Raw genomic sequence first — 25,726 nt, forward strand, 5'->3', positions numbered from 1 at the left:
TTTTCTATCCAAAGATAAAAAAACGCAAAGCGCGATCTCTTTCGCTTTGTGTTTTTTGTTTTTGTGTCATAAATAATAACATGCAGCGTTAACATAAAAAATAAATAATAATAAAATGAGAAAAATAGCTTGCTTTTATAATTAATATTTATTAAAATCTTATTTACATTCAGAGTTTTGTAATAATTCTGAAAATTTTGGATTTTCATAAGGGGTAGGTAAGATGAAGAAAAAATGGGGATATGGTGTCATCGCTGTTTGTGGAATCGTATTAGCAGGTTGCTCAACAGGAGGGACATCAAGTACAGGTGAAAGTTCAAGTGGTAGTGGAACAGCAGCTGCCGAACAAATTTTTAATGTTGTGGTTCAACAAGAAATGCCTAGTGCCGATCTATCCTTAGCCACCGATACGATCAGTTTCAGTGCTTTAAATAATGTGTATGAAGGGTTGTACCGCTTAGATGCTGATAGCAAGCCCGAACCAGCAGGTGCCGCCGAATTAGCGGAAGTCAGTGAAGATGGTCTGACCTATAAATTGAAATTACGTGAAGATGCCAAATGGTCAAATGGAGAACCAGTAACAGCAGCGGATTATGTCTTTGGCTGGCAACGCACCGTAAGTGCGGAAACAGGTTCTGAATATGCGTACTTATTTGCGCCCGTAACCAATGCCGAAGCGATAACAGCAGGTGAAAAAGATGCCTCAGAATTGGGGATCAAAGCAGTCAGCGACTATGAATTAGAAATCACGCTGACGACACCTACGCCATACTTCCAATACTTATTGGCATTTCCATCCTTCTTCCCACAAAGCCAAGCAGTCGTAGAAGACAACGGCGATCAATATGCTTCAACAAGCGACAATGCCGTTTACAATGGACCGTTTGTGTTAGCTGGCTTTGATGGTCCAGGAACCGATACAGAATGGTCATATGAAAAGAACGACCAATATTGGGATAAAGATACGGTGAAACTTGATACGATCAATGTCAGTGTCGTAAAAGAATCATCGACCTCTTTGAATCTATTCCAGGATGGGCAAGCGGACGACGTCATCTTAACAGGAGAATTGGCGCAGCAAATGGCCAATGATGAAGCGTTTGTGTCAGAACCATTAGCCCGTACTTCCTATATCGAGTTGAATCAGCGAGAAGAAGATTCGCCATTTCGCAATGAGGATCTGCGTAAAGCAATCTCTTATGCCATCGATCGTGATGCATTAGTGACATCGATTTTAGGTGATGGTTCATTGGCTTCCACAGGATTGATACCAAAAGGAATGACCTTTAACCCAACTGATAATACTGATTTTGTCGATGAAGCGGAAAGTGTCATTGAATACGATCAAGAAAAAGCCAAAGAACATTGGGAAAAAGCCAAAGAGGCTTTGGGAATCGATTCTTTAAGTTTTGAAATTTTGGCCTCTGACACAGACTCAACCAAAAAAGCCATTGAATATATTCAAAGTGCGATTCAAGATACGCTTGATGGGGTGAAAGTTAGCCTAAGTCCAGTACCTTTCTCCGTTCGCCTTGATCGTTCAAACTCAGGTGATTTTGATGTCGTTATGGGTGGCTGGGGTGCTGACTATGCGGATGCCAGCAGTTTTACAGATCTATTTGTAACCGATAATTCATACAACCGAGGTCGTTGGACAAGCGATGAGTACGATGCAGCAGTGAAATCATCTGCCACGACAAATGCTGGCAATCCAGATGCCCGCTGGCAAGATTTGTTGGATGCAGAGAAAATCATTATGGATCAACAAGGGGTTATCCCTGTGTACCAAAACGTTGAAGCTCATTTACGTGCACCAAAAGTAAAAGGGGTCGTTTCTCACGGTGCCGGTGCGCAATACGATTACAAGTGGGCAGTTATTGAAGAATAAGCGCCTAAAGAAGAAGCTGGTTTTGCGTAAGCAAGCCAGTTTTTTTCTTGTGCTTTGTTCTTACTTACACAATGTTAGTAATGAGAGCGGATGCAATTGCTTATAAAAAAACAAAAAAAAGTTGACAAGGATCAATGATCAACTTGTCAACCTCGTTTTTTCTTCATCTATTTCACAGAAATCCAGTGAAAGATTATTCGCTAACTGTTACGTCGCCTGTTACAGAAGCGCCATCTTCGTCAAGTGTTGCTGAATCTTGGAATTCTTTTGAAGTGAATGTTACGTTACCTTCAACTTTTGCACCGTTCAATACAAAGCCGTTTGCATTCACTTCAACGTCACCTTTGATTACACCGTGAACGATGTTGAAGTTTTCTGAGTTAACGATCAATTTAGGAACAGTTACTGTGTACTCAGCTGTTACGTTGCGGTCTTCATCTTGTGAGTACAATGCAAATTTACGGTAGATATCAGCTGAGTCATCGCCTTTATCATGGAATTCGCCATCAACGGTTACATCGTTATCAAATGTCATGTCAGCAGTTACAGCAACGATCCAGTTACCATCTGCACCCAATGCTTTTTCAATGACTGAAGTTTGGTCACTGATAGAAGCAGTTGAAACAACATCATCTGATGATTCAGTTGATGCAGCAGTTGAAGCTGCTGTTGATGATGAGCTTGCAGCTGTGTCGTTATCTGAACTACATGCAGCTAAAAGAGTGCCTCCCATAAGCAATGATGCAGCGATTAAAGTGATTTTAGTTTTTTTCATGTTTCCTTCTCCTTTGTATTCCCATAGTTTTCTTAAAAACAAAATGATTATACCATACCGAAGTGAAGTTTGTGAAACAAAAAACATAAATGAGGAGAAATTTAATAAATATCAGCCTAGGATTAAAAAAATTTCAAAGAAACTAGGAATAAATGCGTGACGCTTACGAATGAATGAGACATCTCATTCACAAAGAACCCTCCATTATGGAAGAAATGCACTTCTTCTATAATGGAGGGTCATTACTACATTCGCTTTCGATCAGTCAACTGCTTGAACTTCGATACGATCAAATCCATGATGAACTGATACATAAAGGCATGGGTTTGGAAATGGGTTTGATGAGGGAAGATGATTGCTTCTTGGACAAAGGGAAGTTCCGAGATCTGTGGGTTGGCGGTGATCACGATGACTTTGGCTTTGGTTCGATCAAAGAAATCTTTTCGAGGCGTTCCATTTCGAATTTGTTGCTTGGTCAGGTAGTCACCGGAATTGGTAAAAATAATAAAAAGCGATTCTTCATCGGCAGATTTGATGATTTCTTCCTGTACGAGATCGTCTTGGAAGGTCCGAATGAACTTGCCGTTGTAAGCTAGTTTGATCTGGAAATCAATAGCAGCCGATTCTGAGAATAATATTCCAAAAGCAAAGACATTTTTATGCGAAACAATTGCTTGTGCGACCCGTTCGATGGCTGGCAGATCAAGATGATGCCGCAGATAATCGATGTCTTGTATCACTGCGTCAAAATAGGAGTCTACGCCTTCTTGCTCCAAAGCAGACAAAATATTCGAGCGATAATTTAGCGGATTGTTGAAGCGGTTCTCGATGAAAGCTGCGTTGTCTTTTAAATCACCATAGTCATCAAAGCCTAAGGTACGGGCGAATTTTGAAACGGTTGACTTTGACACATGGCAAAGAGCGGCGAATTCACCAATACTTAGAGTTTGGATCTGATCGTAATAGTTGATCATGGTCAAACCGATATAGTAGTTGGTGGAATCAGTGGGTGCATTATTTAAAAGATTCAATAAACGAATGATTAAGAGGCCCATTTTCTTTCCTTTCTTGTAAGCAGTTTCCAAATTGCGAACTTTCGCAGGTGTGAGAAAAAAATCTGCTATAGTAACGCCATAAAGCGCTTTATAAATCAAACACGGGAGTGAGTCATTTGGCAAAAGATTATTCAAAACTTGCTAGTGAAATTATAGCACAGGTCGGTGGGGAACAAAATATCGTTAGCCTGTATCATTGCATCACTAGATTGCGTTTTAAGTTGAAAGATGTCGAGTTGGCACGAAAAAATAAGAACAAAATTCAGCAGCTTGATGGGGTATTGTCAGTCATTGAAGGAAATGGCCAGTTTCAAGTCGTGATCGGGAATCATGTGGCAGATGTTTTTCAAACGATCATGAGCAAGTATTCGATCCAAAACGCTTTGGAAAGTGATGGAGATGCCGAAGAATCAACAGAAAAACAAGGCAATGTATTTATCCGATTCTTCAATGTATTGTCTGCGATCTTTAATCCAATCATTGTTGCGCTTGCAGGGGCAGGGATGTTGAAAGCTTTACTAGTTGTTTTTACGACCTATCATTTGATGGACGCAGAAGGAAGCACCTATAAAATATTAGCTGCTGCTGGCAATAGTGTCTTTTATTTCTTGCCTTTATTTTTAGCGATCAGTGCAGCGCGGATTTTCAAAGTCAATATGTTTATTGCTTTAGCAATCGTTGGGGCGTTGCTGGAGCCGAATTTTACAGCAATGGTGACGGAAAACGGTGTGACGGTTGATTTCTTTGGCATCCCAGCTGTGCTGATGGGGTATTCGGGTACCGTGATTCCAGCGATCGTTTCGATCTATATCTACTCGCACTTGGAACGCCTACTCAAACGGATCATTCCTAAGAGTATCGAGATTTTTGCTCTATCGCTAGTGGCTCTTTTGATCATGGTGCCTCTGACCGTTTTGATCATTGGACCGGTCGGTGTAATGCTTGGGGACGGTTTAGGCAATGCCATGAACTTTATCAGCGATAAGAGTGGGCTGTTGGCTGGCTTGTTGATCGGTGGCGGTTGGACATTCTTAGTAATGATCGGGATCCATTGGGGAGTTGTACCAATCATGGTCAATAACCTAGCGGTATATGGCTATGATACGCTGCGCCCGATGATCGCAGCAGCAACATTTGCGAGTGCTGGGGTTGCTTTAGGTGTATTTTTACGCTCTCGCAGAAAAGAAACCAAAGGCCTGGCGCTATCTTCCTTGCTTCCAGCATTGCTTGGAGGAATTACAGAGCCCATCGTCTATGGACTTTCGGTAAAATTTAAAAAGCCGTTGATTGCTCAAACCATCGTTGGTGCCATTGCTGGTGCGTTTATGGGCATGATGCAAACCAAGGCCATCGTCTATGTTTTTCCAGCATTGACGACATTGCCAGCTTTCTTTGGGAACACCTTTGTGTACTATTTGATCGGCATTGCCTTTGCGTTCTTCGGTACTGCTATTTTGACCTATGTATTAGGATTTGAAGAAACGCTAGAACCTGTTTTAGAAGAAGGTGCAGGGCTGCAAGTGATGACACCAGTTGCTGGTGAAGCGATCACGCTTGATGATGTCAAAGATGAAGTATTTTCTTCTCGAGCAATGGGAGATGGATTAGCCGTTTATCCATCAGCCGGCGATATTTATGCGCCACTTACTGGTACGGTTGTGACAGTGTTTCCAACTGGACATGCTTTTGGGATCCAATCAGCTGCTGGGACGGAAGTGTTGGTTCATATCGGCTTAGACACGGTTGATTTAGCAAAAGGCGTGTTTGAGATTTCGGTGAAACAAGGGGATCAAGTCGTGAAGGGGCAAAAAATTGGCACCTTTGACTTAGCAAAAATTATTGAAAAAGGATATGATCCGACAACCATGTTGGTCTTTACCAGTGTGATCAAAGAAGATGCATTGACAGTTGTGGATCAAGCGAAAAAAGACGTTACCGCATTGGTAGCAAATGATTTATTAAAAGGAGCGATTTCATGAGTGTATTTCCAAAAAATTTCCTATGGGGCGGCGCAATCGCCGCAAATCAAGCCGAAGGAGCTTATTTGGAAGGAGGAAAAGGATTAAGCGTAGCAGATATTTTACCAGTTGGTGAAAAACGTATTGAGCAAGTTTCACTGCAGCTTGAAGAGGAAAACTTTTATCCGAGCCATGAAGCCATCGACTTTTATCATCGGTACCCAGAAGACATTGAACTGTTTGCGGAAATGGGCTTGAAGTGTTTGCGTACCTCAATTGCTTGGAGTCGCATTTTTCCGAATGGGGATGAGACGGAACCGAATGAAGCAGGTTTACAATTTTATGATGATTTATTTGATGCCTTGAATGAAAAAGGGATCCAACCAGTTGTTACGTTAGCTCACTTTGAGACACCACTGCATTTGGTAACGAAATATGGTGGTTGGCAAAATCGTGCACTGATCGATTTTTTTGATTGGTATACAAAAGTGGTTTTTGCACGCTATAAAGGGAAAGTGAAATATTGGATGACTTTCAATGAAATCAACCATACCCATACGATCCCTTTACTCGCAGCAGGTATCGATGTGTTTTCTTTCGAGACTGAAGAAGAAAAATTACAGGCACTTTATCAAGCGAGTCATAATATGTTTGTTGCAAGTGCCAAAGCAGTTCTGAATGGGAAGGCAGTAGATGAAAACAATCAGATTGGCTGTATGCTGTCACTGAGTCCGATTTATCCTGCAACGTGCAACCCGCAAGATGTTTTTGAATCGTATCAACTGCGCCGTCGTTCTTTGTTTTATAGTGATGTGCAATTGCGAGGAGCGTATCCTGAATACTTCGACCGCATCGTGAAGGATAATGATCTGTTGCTGGACATTACAGAAGAAGATCTAGCGATCATTAAAGCGGGGACCTGCGATTATTTAGGCTTTAGTTTTTACCGCAGCTCATTGCATGAAGCGGGCATGAAAATTTTAGGCAATACTGGCGGATTATTGGGGAAAAAGAATCCTTACCTAAAAGAAACTGCTTGGGGATGGCCGATCGATCCGTTAGCATTACGCTATGTTTGCAGCGAATTGACTGATCGCTATCAAAAACCATTATTTATCGTTGAAAACGGAATTGGTTTAAAGGATGTTGTCAATGAAGATGGATCGATCGTCGATGAAGAACGGATGGCTTATTTGAAAGACCATGTAAAGGCAATGGCGGAATCGATCAAAGATGGCGCAACGATTCTAGGCTATACATGGTGGGGACCGATCGATATCGTTTCTGCGGGGACAGGAGAGATGGAAAAACGATACGGCTTTATCTATGTCGATAAGCAAAATGATGGTAGCGGAGATCTTTCCCGCAAGAAAAAAGCTAGTTTTGCGTATTATCAGCAAGTGATCGCCACGAATGGGGAAGCGTTGGCGTACGAATCATTTTTGAAAGGAGGCAAGTAAAATGAAAAGTTATTTTCCAAAAGATTTCCTCTGGGGGGGAGCAACAGCTGCCAACCAAGTTGAAGGAGGCTCTGGGATCGATGGAAAAGGCTTGTCGGTTTCTGATGTCTATCTGTTCGATTCCTCAATGCCGAAAGAACGTTGGACTGACCAATGGCATATGATGACTCATCAGCAAGTTGCAGAAGCACAGGATCCTAACAGCACGAAATACTATCCGAAAAGACAGGGCATCGATTTTTATCATCACTTTAAAGAAGATATTCGCTTATTTGCTGAGATGGGCTTCAAAGCCTATCGGATGTCAATTGCTTGGACACGGATCTTTCCAAAGGGGAATGAGGTAGAGCCAAACGAAGCTGGATTGGCATTTTACGACGCAGTCTTTGATGAATGTTTGAAGTATGGGATTGAACCAGTGGTATCACTATCCCATTATGAGATGCCTTTGTATTTAGTGACTGAGTATGGAGGATGGCCGAATCGGCAAGTGATCGACTTTCATGTCCGTTTTGCCAAGACGGTGATTGAGCGATACCAAAAGAAAGTCAAATACTGGGTGACTTTTAATGAAATCAACTGTGTCAAACACCATCCATATGTTAGTGTTGGGATCATTGAAGAAGGCCATCCTAATATTGAACAAGAAAAGTACCAAGGGGCGCACCATCAATTTGTCGCCAGCGCAATCGTGACTGACTATTGCCATCGATTGATTCCCGATGCTAAGGTTGGCTGCATGATCAGCTATCAATTATTAACGCCGTACAGCTGTGATCCGGACGATGTCCAAAAAACAGTCGAAAGTCAACGAACCTCACTCTTTTTCAGTGATGTGCAGGCAAGAGGCTATTATCCAGCATATGCCAACCGCATGTTTGAAGAAAAAGGAGTGGAATTGGTGATCGAACCAGGAGATTTAGAAGTCATCCGGGAAAACCCTGTGGATTTTGTTTCCTTTAGTTACTATATGTCCAGTGCAGTCAGCGCGCATCCAGAACGATTGGAAAGTGCTGTCGGGAATTTGATTACTGGTGGGATCAAAAACCCCTATTTGCCAAGCAGTAAATGGGGCTGGCAGATCGATCCCAAAGGGTTGCGAACAGCATTGAATCAACTCTATGACCGCTACCAAAAACCTTTGTTTATTGCCGAAAACGGTTTGGGAGCAGAGGATGTCGTAAACGAAGATGGCACGATCGATGATTTTTATCGAATCGACTATCTGCGTCAGCATATTGAACAAATCAATGAAGCCTTACATGATGGCGTCGAGGTCTTTGGCTATACGGCATGGGGCTGCATCGATATCATCAGTGCTTCGACCTCACAAATGTCGAAACGCTATGGTTTTATCTACGTCGACCAAGACGATGAAGGCAATGGCACAAAGAAACGCATCAAGAAAGCATCTTTTGATTGGTACAAAAAAGTAATTGCTTCAAACGGCGCAACTCTTTGATTTTTGATTCTTCCAGATAAAGCAATTCCTAGGCTTAATCATAAGGTTTCTTAACAATTTCGCTTATTATCAAGAAAAAAGCCCAAATTTATTTGCTATTTTATTTTAACCGTGCTATGATGAATAGGTAAAGTTCTGATATGTTAATACTTGTTTATCTTTTCTATTGATACACACTTCAATTACACATCATTTTCTATTACAAACAAATAAACACAGTCGATGTGTAATATGGAGGTATACGTTTATGAATAACGGTACAGTAAAATGGTTTAATGCAGATAAAGGTTTTGGATTTATTACAGGTGAAGACGGCAATGATGTATTTGCTCACTTCTCAGCTATCCAAGGCGACGGCTTCAAAACTTTAGAAGAAGGTCAAGCAGTGACTTTCGACGTTGAAGAAGGCCAACGTGGCTTACAAGCAACAAACATCGTTAAAGGTTAATTGACGTTAACAAGCGAGAATCCATTGGGTTCTCGCTTTTTTTTGTTTTATTTTATGTAAATATTGAAATTGATAAGGTTTCCAGGATCTGTTACAAGAGAATAGTTGCAGGCTTTGAGGGCCTGACATGGTAAATAGTACATCTTTGCTTTCGATAGTCAACTAACCCTAAGCGTTGCGTTTTACTTATCCATGATTTCTCATTCGATGATAAGCGTATAAAAAGAGGAAAACAGAAAGAGAGGCTATATACCGTATTTAATAAATAAATGCTTTTCACAGTAAATGAAAAAGTGATTGAACAGGTTTAATAGCATCGCTATCAATAAAATCAATGATCGCTAGTGATTCAAATGGCATGTCTCATTTGAATAGAATAAAGAGACAGGTACAGTGGAAAATGCCACGATTCAATGTATGGTCCCCCGTACTTATACAAGAGTAATTGATGTGCAAGATCGATAATTCTTATTCGTTTCATCGATATTGTCTTGAATCAATTGCAAAAGTAGAATATATTGATACAAATTAGATACTTTTTTTATTGCAGATGGGAACAAAGATGATTACCTATCGAGGGGGAATCTATATGAAGCCAAAAGAAATACTTTGCCAATGGGTTGATGCGTTTAATCAAGCAGATGTAGAATGTATTTCAGAATTATATGATGACAATGCAATAAACCATCAGGTTGCCAATGAGCCAGTTATTGGGAAAGAAGCGATAAAGCAGATGTTTGAGCAAGATTTTTCTAACGCAAAAATGGTTTGTATCGTTGAGAACATTTTCGAAGATGGACAATGGGCAATTTTAGAGTGGCGTGACCCATTAGGTTTGAGAGGCTGCGGTTTTTTTCAAATAGTAAATGATAAAATTTTATTTCAAAGAGGCTACTGGGATAAATTATCTTTTTTAAAACAGCACGACTTGCCTATTGAATAAAAGGAATTCCCGTATAGGAATGGTTAGCAGATATGCATGACAGGAAGGTTAATCGCTTCACGTAAAATTCTTAAAGGGCAACACTGTATGAAAATAAAGCTTTTTGTTTAAGTAATGTTTAAGAATAAGTACGTTTTCTTCCATTTGCACTCTGTCTCGTGGTATAGTTATTGATAAGCGACAAATATTTTTGTACCACACGTTACTTGTTTTGAAGAAATTTATTCAAACCTGGCGTAACTTCAGAGTTACAAGGATACAATAGAGGTTAGGGATTGTATCGTTTAAATGAGAAATAAATAATAGTAGTAATAGTATGCTGCACTTTCAAAGAATAAATATTGACTCGTCAGATAGCCTTCTCGTTTACCCAAACGAGAGGGCTATCGTTCATTAGAAAAGAAAAAGTGTCTTTTTCCTAAAAGAAAGGAAGAAGACACTTTTTGGCTTTATTCTGCTTTGAGGGGGATCGTCAGCTTGCGATCATCGGTTTGATCGTCGAGCATTGAATCGACATATTGCTTCAAAAAGTAAGAATAGGTCGCTAACCACTGATACTCCTCGGAGTCTTTGATGGCAGCTATTTCCTCGACTGAGTAAGTATCATTGCCAGTAAAAAGGGCCGTGTTCAGCTTCGTGACAAACGTGCAAAGTTGTGTGATCTGGGCTTCTGACAGTTCAGACACGGCGGACAATTGGTCGCGGACCAGTTGGTCGGTATCATTTTCAAAAATACTTTTCTGGTAGTTTTGATAGTCCAGTAACTGTTCATCAGTTTGCTTCGTTTCAGCCGCCCAAGCATCGAGATCAATCTGCCGAGCTTCGTAGTCGATATCTTTGTCAGAAAGAGAAAGGACGCCGTAGCCTAATTCTGCTGTTGAATAAGACCCAGTGACTGCTTCATAAAGCGAATCATTCCCTTCGTTAATGTCTTGAATGTGGATATGACCAGAGAAAACGGCTGGCACGTTGAAACGGTCCAACAAAGCGACAGTTTTGGAGGCATTATCGAGAACATAACCGTCTTGTAAGAGTTCATTATGACTGAACAAGTTATGGTGTAAAAAGACCAGTGGTACTTGCTCTGCTTCTTTTGTCAGGGTTAATTGCTCCTCCAACCAGGTTAGAGTAGCTGGTTTCAACTCACCATTCGTTGTGGGCTCATCCCAATTAACCTCAGAATCGTAGATACATGAATCTAGTAAAAAGAGGCGATACTTGTCATTTAACTGAATGCTGTAGCTAAGGGAAGACTTGTCGATACTGTTGGCTTTTTCGTAACCTTCAGCAAAAATCGTTTGAAAATCCTCAGGACTGATTTGATCGGCATAGTATTCCTTTTCACCTTGAAATGCTCGCGCCCAACCATTGTAAATCTCGTGGTTGCCAGGTAATGCTAAAACCATAATGCCAGCTTCTTGCAATGGTTCAAGCAATCTTGCCAACTCTTGAGCACTTGCTTTCTCGCCATTGAGCGTCATATCACCGGTCAAAATAATTCCCGTGGGTTTCTCTTTTAAGGCTTGAGCGGTGAAGGCTTCGATTGATTGTTCTTGATACATCATCTCTTTGCCAGCAGCTCCTTGCGTGAAGGTCTGAAAGGCTTCGCCATTATCATGAAGCGTGGAGGAAAGAAAATGAATATCACTTAAGAGCCAAAACTCACTGTTGCTTGCCTGTTGCAAAGGTGTATCGGCTTCATGCACCTTACGAAATTGAAAGAATAACAGGAAACAGGTGACAAAAAGTGTAAGAAGTGCCAATGGCCAAAACCATTTTTTGTGTGTACGAATCGCGATTCCCTCCTCGCTTGTTTTATTTATTATAGGAAGGAAAAGGAATCTTGTCACATAAAGGGTCTTTTTTTGAAAGATTTCTTGTTTTCATAGTTTTTCTTGTTAAGATAATTCCGAAAAAACTATAAGTGCTCTTATTTAGGTGCTTTTATGTGATAAAAATAACTAAAATAGAAAAAATATCATTTTTTGAAAATGAAAAGAAAACGCGATGTTTTATTCAGAAACATTGATTTAACGGTCTTTAATTGTTCTGTTATTTATCGCTGAGATAAAGGAAGTGTTAGATTGAAACATTTTTGTAACATTTCCTTTATCTGTGTGTCATATCATTATGGTAGAATTCATTTGTCGTTAAATCGAACATTAAACTTTCTTAGACAAAATTAAGTTTTTATAAAGGCAGTTCATCTGTCAAATCAACCAGCTAGTCGGAGGAAAAACGAGTGAAGAATAGTTTGTTATCAGCATTAATGGTGTGTTCACTAACATTAACCGCAGTTGCAGCACCTGCATTAGCATTTGCAGATTCCATTGATGATCAAATCGAGCAGCAAGACCAAAAAATCAATTCTCTTAAAGGTCAGCAAGCTGACGCCCAATCACAGATCGATTCTCTAGAAGCAGAAATTGAAACAGTGAGTGCAAAAGTTGCTTCATTAGAAGCAAAACAAGTTGAGTTAGGTCAAGAAGCTGAGAAATTGCAAGACAAAATCGCAACATTGAAATTGCGTATTGCCAAACGTGAAGAAGCAATTCAAAAGCAAGCCCGTGATGTACAAGTTAACGGTCAAAGCACCAATTTCATTGATGCTGTTTTAGAAGCAGATTCTTTAACGGATGTTATCGGTCGCGTACAAGCGATGACAACGATCGTCAATGCAAACAATGATTTAGTTGAACAACAAAAACAAGACAAACAAGATGTTGAAGACAAAGTCAAAGAAAACGAAAGCAAGATCCAAGAAGTTGCTGCAAACCAAGCAGAACTTAGCCAACAAAAAGATGCCATTGCAGCAAAACAAGCTGATTTAAATGTCTTGAAAGCAAACTTAGCAGCAGAACAAGCAACTGCTGAAAAAGACAAAGATGCATTGAACAAGAAAAAACAAGAAGCGGAAGCTGAAAAAGCCCGTATCTTGAAAGAACAACAAGAAGCTGCTGCTGCTCAAAAAGCAGAAGAAGAAAGACAAGCTGCTGCTTTGAAAGAAGCACAAGAAGAAGCTGCTGCCCAATCAACAGAGAGCACGACAGAAAATACAGTTGCTTCTACTGAAACAGCAACAAGTAGTTCTTCAAGCAACACAAGCTCAAGTTCAAGCAATACTAGCAGTTCTAACAGCTCAAGTTCATCGAACACAAGCTCTTCGAACACTGGTTCAAGCAATTCAAGTTCAAGTAACTCAGGTTCAAACTCTTCATCAAACAATGATTCTACCGGAAATACTTCTACAGGCGGCGGAAAAGATCATTCAAGCTCAGGGAACATGTATGCTTGGGGTCAATGTACTTGGTACGTGAAAAACCGTGCTCCTTGGGTAGGTACTTACTGGGGTAACGGGGCCCAATGGGGTGCGTCAGCTGCAGCTGATGGGTACACTGTCAATGGTACACCAGCAGCCGGTGCTGTTGTAGTCTTTGCCGCTGGTCAATCAGTTGGTGGCGTTTGGACTGCTGATCCAACTTATGGTCACGTAGCCTATGTTGAATCATACAACCCATCAAACAATACGATCACGATCTCTCAAGGCGGAATGGGCTTTGACAGTCCTGGTGGACCAAACACTGCAACATTGAGCGCATCTGGATATACTTACATCCATCGCTAATCAAATCAAAAGCAAAGCATCAACGCAATCGCGTTGATGCTTTTTTATTTGATCGACCGCTTTCTAAATCGGTCAGACAAGAGAATTACCCGGAGAGACAAGACAGGGTTCTCTCAAATCTTATCAACATTCTATAGAAAATAGGAGGTTTCTCGTTCTACTATCAAATAGTGAGAAACGGTGAAAAGGTCGTTTTTGAAGTTACCATCAGTTCTTCCATGGCACGAGAAATCGCCGTATAGAGAATCCGCTGATCTTGATCGGTATGATAATTTTCTGCTGAAACATCATATAAAAGAACCTGCTTAAATTCCAATCCTTTGGCAAGATGAATCGGTAAAACCGTTCCATGAAATGACACGGCCTGTTTATCGAAGAATTGTTTAAGCTCTTCACTGGATCGACTATCTTTTGTGATGATCGTTACTGGCTGCTTAAGTTCCTTTACTATGTCTACCAAGGCAACGTCAGTCAGATTGGCATAAAACTGTGGCAACTTTCCTGCTGGTCGAACGGCAGAGATTTTTAAATTGGTTTCTTTTGGTAGCATTTGAGCAAATAACCGTGTGATTGCACCGCTAGACCGATAACTCGTAGTCAGCTGATACGTTTCGAGGGATTTCGCCTGTTGTTGAAATATCGTTTGAATTTCTGATACGGTGATGGCACTTGTAAAAATCGCCTGTTGCTGATCCCCCACGAGGGTGAAAGCGGTCATAGGAAAAAGACATAATAGAAACTGCAGTTGTGCTGGCGTATAATCTTGGACTTCGTCGATAAAGAGATAGCGCAAAGCAGGGACAGGTTGTTTTTCGGCCACCAAATGACGTATCAGCAATAGACAAACAGTATAATCCAAACTATCTGTTGTTTGCGTCAAAGCGATCTGTCCATGAGTAAAATAGTCGGCACTGTCTGCTAACAATTGTTTCGTATCAAACCACGTAAGGTCGTTGATTTGTTTCGTAACTTTTTCATATTTTTTCTTTAGGAGGCGAAGGGCTGCTTTCTGAATCGTTTTTTCTGAATCATCTTTTAAAACTGTCCCTAAAAGGGATCGTTGTTCATCTTCAGTCAAAGAACGAACTTGGTCGTGAACATTCGCTGCTAAGGCATTTTTTTGCAATCGTTCCTCCCAAGCGTAAGCCAATTTCTTTTTGACAGCTTGGATGCGATCGCGCAAGGGTGCCTGTTTCGGTGTTTCTTGGAAGAAAGTGTCGATCGTTTCTTCAGAAAAAAGGACGACGTTTTTTCTTTTGATTGGTTTAAACTGAAGCACAAGTTCTTCTGGCAGCTGTTTGCTCAAGGATTGAAGAAAGCGGCTGAAGTCAGCACTGCGTAAAAGTTCGATTGCTTCACTGGGTGCTTGCTGGATGCGGTCAAAATAACCCTCTTCCGATTCTAAGTCAACGCTAGGAAATGCTTGGCAAAACTGCCGCATGGTCAACGTCAATGGATTTTTTTCACCGAGGGAAGGCAGCACTTGCGAAATATAATCAATAAACCGCGAATTCGGGGAGAGGATCAAGACATTCTCTGCGGTCATCTCTTCACGAAAATGGTACAGCAAAAAGGCGATCCGCTGCATGACAGCAGAAGTTTTTCCGCTTCCAGCAACACCGTTGACCAGTAGGTTTTTATGCGCTAAGTCACGGATGATGACGTTTTGTTCGTGTTGGATCGAAGCAGTGATATCCTGCATTTTTTGGCTATTATTGGCTTCAAGGGCTGCCAGTAACACGTCATCTTGAATCGCCACTGAGGTATCAAAGGCTTGCTTCAATTGATCTTTTTCGATAATAAATTGACGGCGTTGTTCAAGAACGGCAGAAATCGTCTGATTGTTCACTTGATAAGAGACCGGACCCAGGCGTTTGGCATAGAACAATTCGGCAATTGGGGAGCGCCAATCATAGATCAGCCCTTCCTTATTTTCATTAACAAAACCATTGATCCCAATGTAAAAATCTTCTATCGTTTCCTCATCTTCAAATTGTAGGGAGATTTTACCAAAGTAGGGACTATCCAGAAGACGGTCGATGGCAGCTAATTCACATTCAGCAGATTGAAGAGCGGCGTTCATTTGGTCGATCTCACGATTCTTACTTTCGATGGCAGCAAAAGTATCTAAACGGTCAGCAAAATTATCAAAGTTTAAGCGAATTTCTTCGCCGATGCTTTGCATCGCAAGGCGATCTTTTTTTCTGCCTTCAGTCAAGAAACTGTTCAGCACTGTCTTTCGTGTCAGCAATTGCTGGTACGTGTCTGCGAGATGCTTCTTTTCAGCCTTTAGGTTGTTCATTCAGACTCACATCCATTCTCCAAAGTAACTCAATTATACGGGCATCCACCAAAAATACTAGTCTATTTTTTTGACTCTGGATGCGGTATAATAATAGTGGGAAGAGGCAGCTGATTGTTCCAATGTCATGGGAGCAAGCAGAATGCGTCTATTTTTTTGTTTTAAAAATGAGAAAAAGGGTCATTGCTTGTGTTTTTGAAGGGGCTGTTTATACTGAATATAGAGAAAAATACAAAGCGAAAAATCGTTGAGGGAGTGTCAACATGTCCAAACTATTGTCACCAGTGAAGCTAGCGAATTTAACATTGGCCAACCGCGTCGTTATGTCGCCGATGTGTATGTATGAAGTAAAAAAAGAAGACGGTGTTGCGGAGCCCTTTCATTTTGTTCACTATGGGGCACGAGCATTAAGCAAAGCCGGATTGATCATTATCGAAGCAACTGCCGTTGAACCAGACGGACGAATCACAAACAATGATCTAGGGTTATGGAATGAAGAACAGCAAACAGAACTGACGAAATTGGTGGAACTGCTGCATGGTTTCAATGCGCAAGTAGGCATCCAACTAAGCCATGCAGGACGAAAAGCAGTTGATGCCACCAATCCTTTGGCACCAAGTGCCGTTGCCTTTAACGAACGCTACCCGTTACCGTCAGAAATGACCCTGTCGGAAATCAAACGGGTGCAAGATAGTTTTGTTCAGGCTGCCCAACGAGCAGCCAAAGCGGGTGTCACGATGATCGAACTTCATGGGGCTCATGGCTACTTGATGGATCAATTTCTTTCCCCTCTCGTCAATCAACGCACCGACCTGTATGGTGGTTCCTTAGAGAATAGGTATCGCTTTGTAAAAGAAACGGTACAAGCAGTTCGGGCGGTCTTTTCTGGGGCATTGTGGATGCGCTTGTCACTGACAGACTATGAAGAACCAGGACGCCAAAATTCGTTGGAAGATTGGCAGCAAGTAGCCCAATGGCTTCAAGCAGATGGCATTGATTGTCTTGATTGCTCAACCGGTGGTGTGGTGGATAAAAAGCCTAATATTCCGATCTATGATGGCTACCAAGTGCCCTTTGCTGCAGCCATCAAGCAAGTGGTCGATATTCCCGTAGCAGCAGTCGGTTTATTGGATAATCCTGATCTTTGCGAATATCTTTTGCAAACCAATCAAGTGGATTTGGTTTTACAAGGCCGCGCGTTGATCAGAAATGTCAACTGGTTGGCAGATGCAGCGGCTAAACTTCACGATAAGTCCTTTCAAGCGTACAATGATTCCTATCAACGTGGGGTGAAACGTTGATATATGTTTTATTACATGAGAGTTGATTCGAAAGAATGACTTGTAAGTGTAGAGATCGGGAATGGAAGAAAAGTAGAGATTTACTTACGGTTCTTCTTTTAAAAATTTTTTTAGTATAGGTTAGGAATTAATCGAAATAAGAGAACAATGGACGATGATTTGTCGTTCTTTGTTCTTTTTTTTGACTTTTATAGATCATTTTTATGAACGTATTCCACTTTTTTTCGTCTATTTGCATTAAATAGCTCATAGCATTGAACTGTTTAGTTCACGATGGTATAGTTTAGGCAAGTTTTCGAAAACGATTACAAAAAATGGAGGTGTTGAAATTGGATATCGGTCAACTGATTGATGAACGATTCATTTTATTTGATGAGCAAATTCGGACAAAAGAAGAATTGTTTACTCAAGCATCTGTTTTATTCGAGTCCTCAGGAGTTATCAGTAATATAAAGAAGTACAAAAAAGATTTATTTCGTCGCGAGAAACAAACCTCTACTGGGATTGAAGATCATTTTGGTATTCCTCATGCAAAAAGTAAGGCAGTACTAAGGCCCGCAATCGCCTTCGTAAAGTCGAGTCCAATTACTGATTATCAAGCAATTGACGGAACGGCTGTCACCTATTCTTTTGTCATCGCAGTACCTGAAAAGAGTACTGACGATCATTTAATCATCTTAAGCAATCTCGCACGATTGTTGATGCACGAAGGATTTCGAAATGCAGTAAAGAAGGCAAAAGACGCCTCAGATATTATTAATAATATTCAATCAAATCAATCAGAAAAGAGGGAACCTGTATGAAAATTGTCGGTATTTCTGCTTGTCCGACTGGAATTGCGCATACGTATATGGCTGCTGAAAAACTGGAAAAAACGGCAAAATCATTGGGATATACAATCAAAATCGAGACACAAGGAGTAAAAGTCGAAAACATTTTGAGTACAGAAGAAATTCAACAGGCAGAGGTTGTCATTTTAGCGGTTGACAAAGAAGTACAGACCGACCGATTTGCTGGAAAAAAAGTTAAAAGAGTGTCAACCGCAAGAGCAATCAGAGAACCAGAAAAAGTGATCCAAGAGGCAATTGATGGGTTAGAAGTGACCACGATTGCCCAAGGCGAGCATGTTTCAAACGAATCCGGAAAGAAAGCTGGCATTTATAATCATTTCATGAATGGCGTTAATTACATGTTGCCTTTGGTTATTGCTGGTGGAATTTTAATTGCGTTTAGTTTTGCTTTTGGGATCAATGCAGCTGATCCTAGCGATCCATCATACAATCAAATTGCCGAAGTTTTAAGCACGATTGGTGGGAATACGGCTTTTGCATTGATGGTTCCTGCACTTGCAGCAGGAATTGCCACTTCCGTTGCCGGTAGACCGGGCTTTGCCGCTGGTTTGGTTGCGGGAACGATGGCGGCAAGTGGAGGATCTGGTTTTTTAGGTGGGATGGTTGGTGGTTTACTCGCTGGGTATGCTACGGATTATTTAGCGAATAAAGTAACAGTAGCAAAATCATTTGCGGCACTCTATCAGTTGATTATTGTTCCTTTGATCTCAGTTGCTGTGACTGGCTTTGCCATGTTTTATTTCATTGATAAACCAATCTCTTATGTATTGGATGCTTTGACGAATTGGCTTAATGGACTTGGTTCTACGAGTGGTGTGGTATTCGGCTTACTGATAGGCATTATGATGGCAGCTGATATGGGCGGTCCCATCAATAAATCGATTTCAACCTTTAGTATTGGTTTGATGTCGGCAGGAGTTAATGCACCAATTGCGGCTTGTATGGCTGCCGGGATGACACCTCCTCTAGGCATTGCCTTGGCTTCTATCTTGTTTAAGCAAAAATTTACTCAAGAAGAACGAACTTCTGCTCAGTCTTGCTGGGTTTTGGGATTATCTTATATTACTGAAGGTGCGATTCCATTTGCTGTCGCTGACCCATTACGAGTAATACCTAGTTTGATGGCAGGTTCAGCAACCGCTGCTGCAATATCAATGGGTGTCGGCGTAACTTCATTAGCTCCACATGGTGGTATCTGGATCTTACCGATTCCCAATGTATTGAACAATCCGTTGATGTATGTCGTGGCAATCGTTTCTGGAACGGTGGTTACAGCATTGATGTTAGGGTTTTTGAAAAAATCTAGAACTGAAATGGAACGCCAACCAACCGATGAAGGAAAACTGATTTAGAAACTATTTATAAGTTGAAGCGAAACGAATCAAAAGAAAAGAGGAATGTCACAATGTTAATGACAATGAAAGAATTACTTGCTGTAGCAAAAGAACATAAATTTGCTGTTCCAGCATTTAATATTTGCAGTTTTGATATGTTAAAAGCAATCATGGAAGAAGTTGAGGCACAGGATGCACCAGTCATTTTAGAAATTCATCCTGATGAGATCGAATACTTAGGAGATTGTTTCATAGCGACAGTGCGGGAGTACGCATTAAAAAGTAAGGTACCAGTCGTTATTCATTTGGATCACGGGGGATCAATCTACGATGTCATGCGGGCGATCCGTAATGGCTATACCTCGGTGATGATCGATGCATCATTAGCCGATTACGAAGAAAATAAAAAAATCACGAAAGAAGTTGTTGAACTGGCACATATGGTTGGTGTCAGCGTTGAAGCAGAAATTGGTACGATTGGGAACAACGGTTCCGCAGAAGGGGGAGCTGCAGAAATTATTTACACAGATGTCGACCAAGCCGAAGACTTTGTACGTGCTACCGGCATTGACACCCTTGCCATTGCAATTGGAACGGCTCATGGGTTGTATCCAAAAAATATCACCCCTAAGTTGAACATCGATTTGTTGAAAAAGTTGAACGATCGTATTGCTTTACCATTTGTATTGCATGGTGGGTCAGGAAACCCAGATCATGAAGTGCGAGAGTCTGTAAAATATGGCGTATGTAAAGTAAATCTTAGTTCTGATTTGAAATCCGTATTTTTTGATTCAGTCAGAAAAGTATTGACGGAAAACCCTGCTATGTATGAACCAAATCAAGTATATGTACAACCAATAAAAGATGTGAAAGCTGTTGTACGCCATAAGTTGACCCTGCTGAATACGGTTGACAAAGCACGTTTTTATCAGAGATAATAAATGAAATGATTGATTGGTACAGGATTAAATTGGTGGGAATCTCTTTTTTAAAGGAGTTTAATGTATGGGGAAAGCAAAAGATGAGCGTAAGCAGAAAATCATGATGTATTTAAATGAAACGAAATTTGCTTCTCTGGGGGAATTAGTTGAATTCTTACATTATAGTGATGCTACGGTCAAACGCGATCTGATTGAACTGGAAAACGAAGAACAAATCAGACGTACCCGAGGTGGTGCTGTGCTGATCGATTCAGAGAAGGTCGATGCGGCTTATCTGACAAAAGTGGGGAATTATGTCAATGATGAAGAAAAACGCAGAATTGCAGAACGTGCAGTGACGTATATTGAGGACGATATGACCATTTTCGTGGACAGTTCGAGCACAGCTTTGCACCTGATCCCTTACCTGAAAAAAATTCATGGGTTACGAGTGGTAACCAATAGTGTGCTAACTGCCGCACTACTATCGGAACATACTGCTGCTGAGGTGACCATCGTTGGCGGGACGGTAACGAACAAAAAGTTTACCGTTAATTCAGTTACAGCAGTCAACCAGCTCAGAACCTATCATTTTGATCTTGCACTTCTCTCATGTAGAGGATACGATGAAGAAAAAGGAGCCACTGAGAATACTGAAGGGGAAGCAGTATTTAAACAGGTATTGAAAGACTGCACCGAAAAAATTATTCTAATGGTTTTAGAATCAAAGCGGAATAAAGTATATTTTTACAAGAGCCTCTTACCCGAGGATATCGATATTGTCATCTAGAAAAAAGCATCGGGTTTGTCAAAAACGGTCTTATTTAAAAGGCCGTTTTTATTTCCACTGCTAGTATGCTTTACAAACTAGTGGCAAACACGTATACTAGGTACAACACTAGTTTGTATAACAAACTAGATAAAGGGAACCAAAGGAGGGAAATCGTGAAAGAGACGCAATTGCTAAAAGGGGTTTTGGAAGGGTGTGTTTTGCAAGTGATTGCTCAAAAAGAGATTTATGGTTATGAACTGGTACAGGAACTGAAGCAAAGAGGCTTTGAAACGATCGTTGGCGGCACGATCTATCCTTTGCTGCAGAAGTTGGAAAAACAAGAACTTATTACCTCTGAGATGAAAAAGTCACCTGAAGGACCTGATCGCAAGTATTTCTCGATCACCCCGAAAGGCATAGACTATTTGGCACAATTTAGAGAACAATGGACGAACCTAATGAAGAAAGTCGAAGGATTATTTAAGGAGTGAGGAAACATGGCAAATAAACAAGAGACGACCTATTGGCGAAAGCAAACCAATCTGATCGAGCAACAATTCAATGAGAAAAATCGCCAATTTTTTGATGATTTTCGAAGCTACCTCTTACTTTCCAGCCTTTTTTACGATGAGCATAAAGTCACAGAGCAGGTATACGCGATTGCAATGGATTTATTAGAAGCACAAACTCATGGGGAAGAGGCGCAACACTATTTTGGCAATGATCCGAAAGGGGTGGCAGATGAACTATTGGCAAACACGCCAAAGAGTAATCTCAAAGAGCGCCTCAAATTGGCGTATCTAGCGGTTGGCATCAGTTGGGGAATCAAATTTATAGCTGATTTTACAAATCAAGGACCACTGGTTCTTAACCTTCTGGATTATCTTTTGACAGGATTGGTAACTGTGTTAGCGATCATCGGGATTTTTGCGATCATCAGCAAAACCATCTATCAAAAGAAGGGCACAAGCAAAGTGATTCGTTTCGGCTCCCTGTGGCTCGTTGTGAGTGGCTGGATTGGTCTTTCACTGCTGATCAATCTGCTGACCCCAAACTGGTGGCTCCTGACGATCGCATTTCCATTTGATGTAGTATTGGTTGGCAGTTTGCTGGTAGCGGCGATCGTTTTTGTTGTATCACTCAAAGAAAAAGCTTTTTATCCGATCGTTTTTCTACTGGGGGTATTTGTGTTGCTTGGTTGCCTGCAAAAAGCTTTGGTATTTTATCACATTGGTGAGCGATCGTGGATGACCGGCGGATTTTTGACACTGTTAGTTGTAGGGTTTCTTATTTTTCTCTGGTGGACCCGTCGAGTGATGAAAGAGCAATAAGCAAAACCAGAAACAAGTGTCTTACTTGTTTCTGGCTTTTTTTACATAGAAAAAGCATTATCCTGAGGAATCTTTCTGCTTCATGCTACACTTAAAAAAGAAACGGAGGGAAATCAAGATGTTGACAACAGATCGGTTCTTTCACGGCCACGACAAGCAGACCGCTTTTTTTGAAGGCTGGTACCATAAGCACCAAATCGGTGAAGAAGTCTATGCTTTTATTCCTGGTTTTTCGATTCAAAAAGACGGGACCAAAGAAGTGTTCATTCAAGTGATCAATCATGAGGGCGCGCATTACTTTTCCTTTCCGGAAACTGACTTTCAAGTGTCAGAAGAGGAGCGTAAAGTAACGATTGGTGATAATATCTTTAGTGAAGCAGGCATTCAAGTCTCTTTAAAAAATAACGATCTTCAAGTACAAGGAGCAGTAAAATACAACGACCACAAACCGATTCAGCGGACACGTTATGCGCCGAGTATCATGGGGCCTTTTTCGTATCTGTCATTTATGGAGTGCTACCACGGTGTCTTGAGCATGAGTCATACCTTAGAAGGTACGCTGTACTGGAACGAAGAACCAATCGATTTTACGAACGGGATCGGTTATTTGGAAAAAGATTGGGGAACCTCCTTTCCAGCAGCTTATATTTGGGTTCAGTGCAACAGCTTTGATGCGCCAGATGTTCGGTTCTTTTTCTCCGCAGCCGACATTCCCTTTGCGGGTTTTGCTTTTTTGGGAACGATTTGTGTTCTGCAAGTCGGCAGCCAAGAATATCGTTTTGCTACTTATCATGGCGCAAAGATTCATGATGTCAAACGCACGGAAGACCGTTTAGTGATCCATCTCAAACAAAAACAGTGGCTGCTGACGATCGAAGTTTTGACGAAAGAAGGCCATTCGTTGTTAGCACCTTCTATTGGACAAATGAATCGGATCATTCGCGAAAGCGCCAGTACGGAAATCACCTTAACCCTTTTAGAAAATGGGCAGGAGATCTTAAGGCAGACAGGGATGTCGGCTGGTTTTGAAGAAGTAGCGAATTTGCGAGGATTTCACTATTAAAAAAAGCAGAAAAATTCGTTTCTTTTGATATACTAGTAGATAGTTACTACGAAAACACGTATATTTGGAGGGAAATGGATGAAAAAAATAACGAAAGAGACACTGTTTGAACTGAAAACGATTGCGCAGCCTGCAGTGGGGCAAAATCAGGTTTTTTACTTGGAAACGGTAGTCAACCCAGAGACCAACACGTATGATTCAGCGATTTTTAGTATTGACGCAAAGACCAATGAACGGCGTGAGTGGGGCACCGAAGCGACGACCCACAACAGTCTAAAGGTCTCGCCAGATGAGCAATGGCTCAGTTTTGTGACGACCGATCCAAAGAAAGGTGAAAGTACGTTATGGACGATGGCGGTGTCCGGCGGCAAGCCCCAAGCACTTGTGACTGAAAAAGGTCTGGGCGACTATTTTTGGAAGCAAGACGCAACGGCTATCTATTACCAGCTGGCACAAGAGGAGACGGTTTCAGAGAATCAAGACGACAAAGAAAAGACGGACAAGCAAAAGGAATTTCCACAAGTAAAAGCTACTACGAAAGTCAATTATTTGGCGGATGGCGTCGGCTTTTTAAAAGAAAAAAAACATTCGATCATCAAAAAAACGATCGCGACACAAGAAACGGAACTGATTTTTGAGCATAAGTATCCCTTTGTGTTCTCTGGCTTAGCGGATGATCAAGAGACTTTGTTTCTCACTTTTGACAAAGAGGAAGAAGACGAGTGGGACTATGGATCGAAGGTTTGTCTCCTAAATAGCCAGACGAAAAAGACAGAAAGTTTAGAAAACATTCTGCCAGAAGGATCGTATACTTTTGCTGCAGCGCGCAATGATCAGCTGCTATTATTAGGCAATGACCTCTCTTACGGATTTGTGACCTTGGATGATTTATTTTTGATCGATTTAAAAACGAAAGCAGTCAAAAATCTTTCCAAGGAGTTAGATGTTGCTTTTGGCAATGCGATCATCAGTGATTTTCAACAAAAAAATCGCGGCGTAGCGATCACCTGGTTGACGGATGACACATTCCTTGTACCCGTAACGGAGCATGGCAAGCTACAATTGTACCGCGCCTCGATCCAAGGAGAATGGACCAAACTGCTTGATGAAAAAATGGATATCCTTGATGCGGCGATCTATTCGGAATCCAAACTTGCTGTTGCTTATGCGACCACAACGATCCCTAGTCGCTTAGGCTTGATTGACTTAGCAAGTGGCGAAGTAACTGATCTATACGATCCCAACCAAGCAATTATGTCACAGTTAGCGATCAGTAAACCCGAAGCGTTTTGGTACGAAGGAGCAGATGGTTGGCAAATTCAAGGCTGGTATTTGCCCCCGACCGAAACACAAGAAAGTCATCCAGCAATTTTGTACATCCATGGAGGTCCGCAAGTCTGCTACGGCGAAACATTTTTCCACGAGATGCAAGTCCATGCCGCTAACGGCTATGGGGTCATCTTGTTGAACCCTCGTGGCGGGCAAGGGTACGGTCAGGCGTTTGTCAAATCGATTTTAGGTGATTATGGCAATAAAGATTATCAGGACTTGCTGTTGGGGGTTGATGCCGTGGTGGCAAACCATCCAGAAATCGATACGAACACGATCCATGTAGCTGGTGGCAGCTATGGTGGCTTTATGACCAACTGGATCGTTGGTCATACCGATCGTTTTTGTGCGGCAGTTACGCAACGCTCGATCTCAAATTGGATCAGCTTTTATGGGACGAGCGACATTGGACCTGCCTTTGTCAAATTCCAATTGTTGCGGGAACTTGATGAGACCGAAGGACTTTGGAAGATGTCGCCTTTGGCCTATGCCAGCCAAGTCAAGACACCTACGCTAGTCCTCCATGGGGAAAATGATTTGCGATGTCCGCAAGAACAAGGACAGCAGTTTTACATGGCGTTGCAGCGTAAAGGCGTCGATACGAAGCTGATGCTGTTTCCTCAATCCTCTCATGGTTTATCACGCAATGGCTTGCCGAACTTGCGGATAGAACGCTTGCAAGCGATCAGTGAATGGCTTGCATCACATGAGAACAAATCAGTAAATTAACCGAAAGAAATCACCTGATAAAGGATCACGACGTGGGCTGCTTGAAAAGCCCGACCAGTGATTCCTTAAAGATCAGGTGGTTTTTTTGCGCGATCAAAAGCTACAGGTTCCTGTTACCTTGCCGCCAATGACAGCAACGATTGAAAACAAATTCATATGACGTTTTCTTCACGTGTTAAA

General features: G+C 41.4%; 20 protein-coding genes. 16 read left to right on the forward strand and 4 right to left on the reverse strand.

Annotated elements, in window-relative coordinates; all coding sequences use genetic code 11:
* Positions 1 to 223: 223 nt before the first annotated feature.
* Complete coding sequence (locus tag IGI92_RS04245; protein WP_005237349.1) at positions 224 to 1,888, forward strand: peptide ABC transporter substrate-binding protein; 1,665 nt, start codon at positions 224 to 226, stop codon at positions 1,886 to 1,888.
* 193 nt (positions 1,889 to 2,081) lie between these two features.
* Here IGI92_RS04245 and IGI92_RS04250 read toward each other — a convergent pair whose 3' ends face one another.
* The gene (locus IGI92_RS04250; protein WP_005237347.1) at positions 2,082 to 2,663 is read right to left on the reverse strand and encodes a polymer-forming cytoskeletal protein; all 582 of its coding nucleotides are present in this window, start codon (positions 2,661 to 2,663) and stop codon (positions 2,082 to 2,084) included.
* A 245-nt stretch (positions 2,664 to 2,908) separates the two neighbouring features.
* Positions 2,909 to 3,718, reverse strand: a complete 810-nt coding sequence (locus IGI92_RS04255) for a MurR/RpiR family transcriptional regulator (RefSeq protein ID WP_008377267.1) — start codon at positions 3,716 to 3,718, stop codon at positions 2,909 to 2,911.
* Between the two features lie 107 nt (positions 3,719 to 3,825).
* Between IGI92_RS04255 and IGI92_RS04260 the strand changes: the two genes are divergently transcribed.
* The 5 genes from IGI92_RS04260 (at position 3,826) to IGI92_RS04280 (ending at position 9,989) form a co-directional block, all read left to right on the forward strand.
* A complete protein-coding gene (locus IGI92_RS04260; protein ID WP_196044644.1) occupies positions 3,826 to 5,697 on the forward strand; it encodes a beta-glucoside-specific PTS transporter subunit IIABC in 1,872 nt (623 codons plus the stop codon).
* On the forward strand, positions 5,694 to 7,136 hold the full coding sequence (locus IGI92_RS04265) for a glycoside hydrolase family 1 protein (protein ID WP_301389142.1): 1,443 nt from the start codon (positions 5,694 to 5,696) through the stop codon (positions 7,134 to 7,136). Before IGI92_RS04260 ends, IGI92_RS04265 begins: the two co-directional genes overlap by 4 nt.
* A 1-nt stretch (position 7,137) precedes the next feature.
* Positions 7,138 to 8,598 carry a glycoside hydrolase family 1 protein gene (locus tag IGI92_RS04270; protein WP_301389141.1) on the forward strand — a complete coding sequence of 487 codons (1,461 nt, stop codon included), beginning with the start codon at positions 7,138 to 7,140 and terminating at the stop codon, positions 8,596 to 8,598.
* A 247-nt stretch (positions 8,599 to 8,845) separates the two neighbouring features.
* Positions 8,846 to 9,046, forward strand: coding sequence for a cold-shock protein (locus IGI92_RS04275; RefSeq protein ID WP_005225331.1), 201 nt, complete (start codon positions 8,846 to 8,848; stop codon positions 9,044 to 9,046).
* Between the two features lie 589 nt (positions 9,047 to 9,635).
* Positions 9,636 to 9,989: a nuclear transport factor 2 family protein gene (locus tag IGI92_RS04280; RefSeq protein ID WP_005237337.1), complete on the forward strand. Its 354-nt coding sequence runs from the start codon at positions 9,636 to 9,638 to the stop codon at positions 9,987 to 9,989.
* A gap of 449 nt (positions 9,990 to 10,438) precedes the next feature.
* Here the strand turns inward: IGI92_RS04280 and IGI92_RS04285 are convergent, their stop codons facing one another.
* Complete coding sequence (locus IGI92_RS04285; protein ID WP_008377278.1) at positions 10,439 to 11,839, reverse strand: metallophosphoesterase; 1,401 nt, start codon at positions 11,837 to 11,839, stop codon at positions 10,439 to 10,441.
* 392 nt (positions 11,840 to 12,231) lie between these two features.
* On the opposite strand from IGI92_RS04285, the gene IGI92_RS04290 reads away from it, so the two are divergent.
* The gene (locus tag IGI92_RS04290; protein WP_008377280.1) at positions 12,232 to 13,614 is read left to right on the forward strand and encodes a CHAP domain-containing protein; all 1,383 of its coding nucleotides are present in this window, start codon (positions 12,232 to 12,234) and stop codon (positions 13,612 to 13,614) included.
* A gap of 163 nt (positions 13,615 to 13,777) precedes the next feature.
* Here IGI92_RS04290 and IGI92_RS04295 read toward each other — a convergent pair whose 3' ends face one another.
* Positions 13,778 to 15,916 (reverse strand): HelD family protein, encoded by a 2,139-nt coding sequence (locus tag IGI92_RS04295; RefSeq protein WP_430608173.1) that lies wholly within the window; start codon positions 15,914 to 15,916, stop codon positions 13,778 to 13,780.
* Positions 15,917 to 16,179: 263 nt separating this feature from the next.
* On the opposite strand from IGI92_RS04295, the gene IGI92_RS04300 reads away from it, so the two are divergent.
* The 9 genes from IGI92_RS04300 to IGI92_RS04340 all read left to right on the forward strand — a co-directional run bounded on the left by IGI92_RS04300 (position 16,180) and on the right by IGI92_RS04340 (position 25,546).
* Positions 16,180 to 17,217: an NADH:flavin oxidoreductase/NADH oxidase gene (locus IGI92_RS04300; RefSeq protein ID WP_430608175.1), complete on the forward strand. Its 1,038-nt coding sequence runs from the start codon at positions 16,180 to 16,182 to the stop codon at positions 17,215 to 17,217.
* 320 nt (positions 17,218 to 17,537) lie between these two features.
* Positions 17,538 to 18,020: a PTS sugar transporter subunit IIA gene (locus IGI92_RS04305; protein WP_225869358.1), complete on the forward strand. Its 483-nt coding sequence runs from the start codon at positions 17,538 to 17,540 to the stop codon at positions 18,018 to 18,020.
* The gene (locus tag IGI92_RS04310; protein WP_008377289.1) at positions 18,017 to 19,420 is read left to right on the forward strand and encodes a PTS fructose transporter subunit IIC; all 1,404 of its coding nucleotides are present in this window, start codon (positions 18,017 to 18,019) and stop codon (positions 19,418 to 19,420) included. The genes IGI92_RS04305 and IGI92_RS04310 overlap by 4 nt, the downstream gene beginning before the upstream one ends.
* Before the next feature lie 53 nt (positions 19,421 to 19,473).
* Entirely contained in the window at positions 19,474 to 20,340 is an 867-nt protein-coding gene (locus IGI92_RS04315; protein ID WP_016613798.1) for a ketose-bisphosphate aldolase, read from the forward strand.
* 67 nt (positions 20,341 to 20,407) lie between these two features.
* Positions 20,408 to 21,112 carry a DeoR/GlpR family DNA-binding transcription regulator gene (locus IGI92_RS04320; RefSeq protein WP_008377293.1) on the forward strand — a complete coding sequence of 235 codons (705 nt, stop codon included), beginning with the start codon at positions 20,408 to 20,410 and terminating at the stop codon, positions 21,110 to 21,112.
* Between the two features lie 155 nt (positions 21,113 to 21,267).
* Entirely contained in the window at positions 21,268 to 21,585 is a 318-nt protein-coding gene (locus tag IGI92_RS04325; protein WP_008377296.1) for a PadR family transcriptional regulator, read from the forward strand.
* A 6-nt stretch (positions 21,586 to 21,591) separates the two neighbouring features.
* A complete protein-coding gene (locus tag IGI92_RS04330) occupies positions 21,592 to 22,425 on the forward strand; it encodes a hypothetical protein (protein ID WP_016613801.1) in 834 nt (277 codons plus the stop codon).
* A 118-nt stretch (positions 22,426 to 22,543) separates the two neighbouring features.
* A complete protein-coding gene (locus IGI92_RS04335) occupies positions 22,544 to 23,488 on the forward strand; it encodes a tocopherol cyclase family protein (protein WP_086332110.1) in 945 nt (314 codons plus the stop codon).
* 78 nt (positions 23,489 to 23,566) lie between these two features.
* On the forward strand, positions 23,567 to 25,546 hold the full coding sequence (locus IGI92_RS04340; protein WP_430608178.1) for a prolyl oligopeptidase family serine peptidase: 1,980 nt from the start codon (positions 23,567 to 23,569) through the stop codon (positions 25,544 to 25,546).
* Positions 25,547 to 25,726 lie beyond the last annotated feature (180 nt).

Source organism: Enterococcus sp. DIV2379 (assembly GCF_050542965.1).
GTDB lineage: Bacteria > Bacillota > Bacilli > Lactobacillales > Enterococcaceae > Enterococcus_D > Enterococcus_D entomosocium.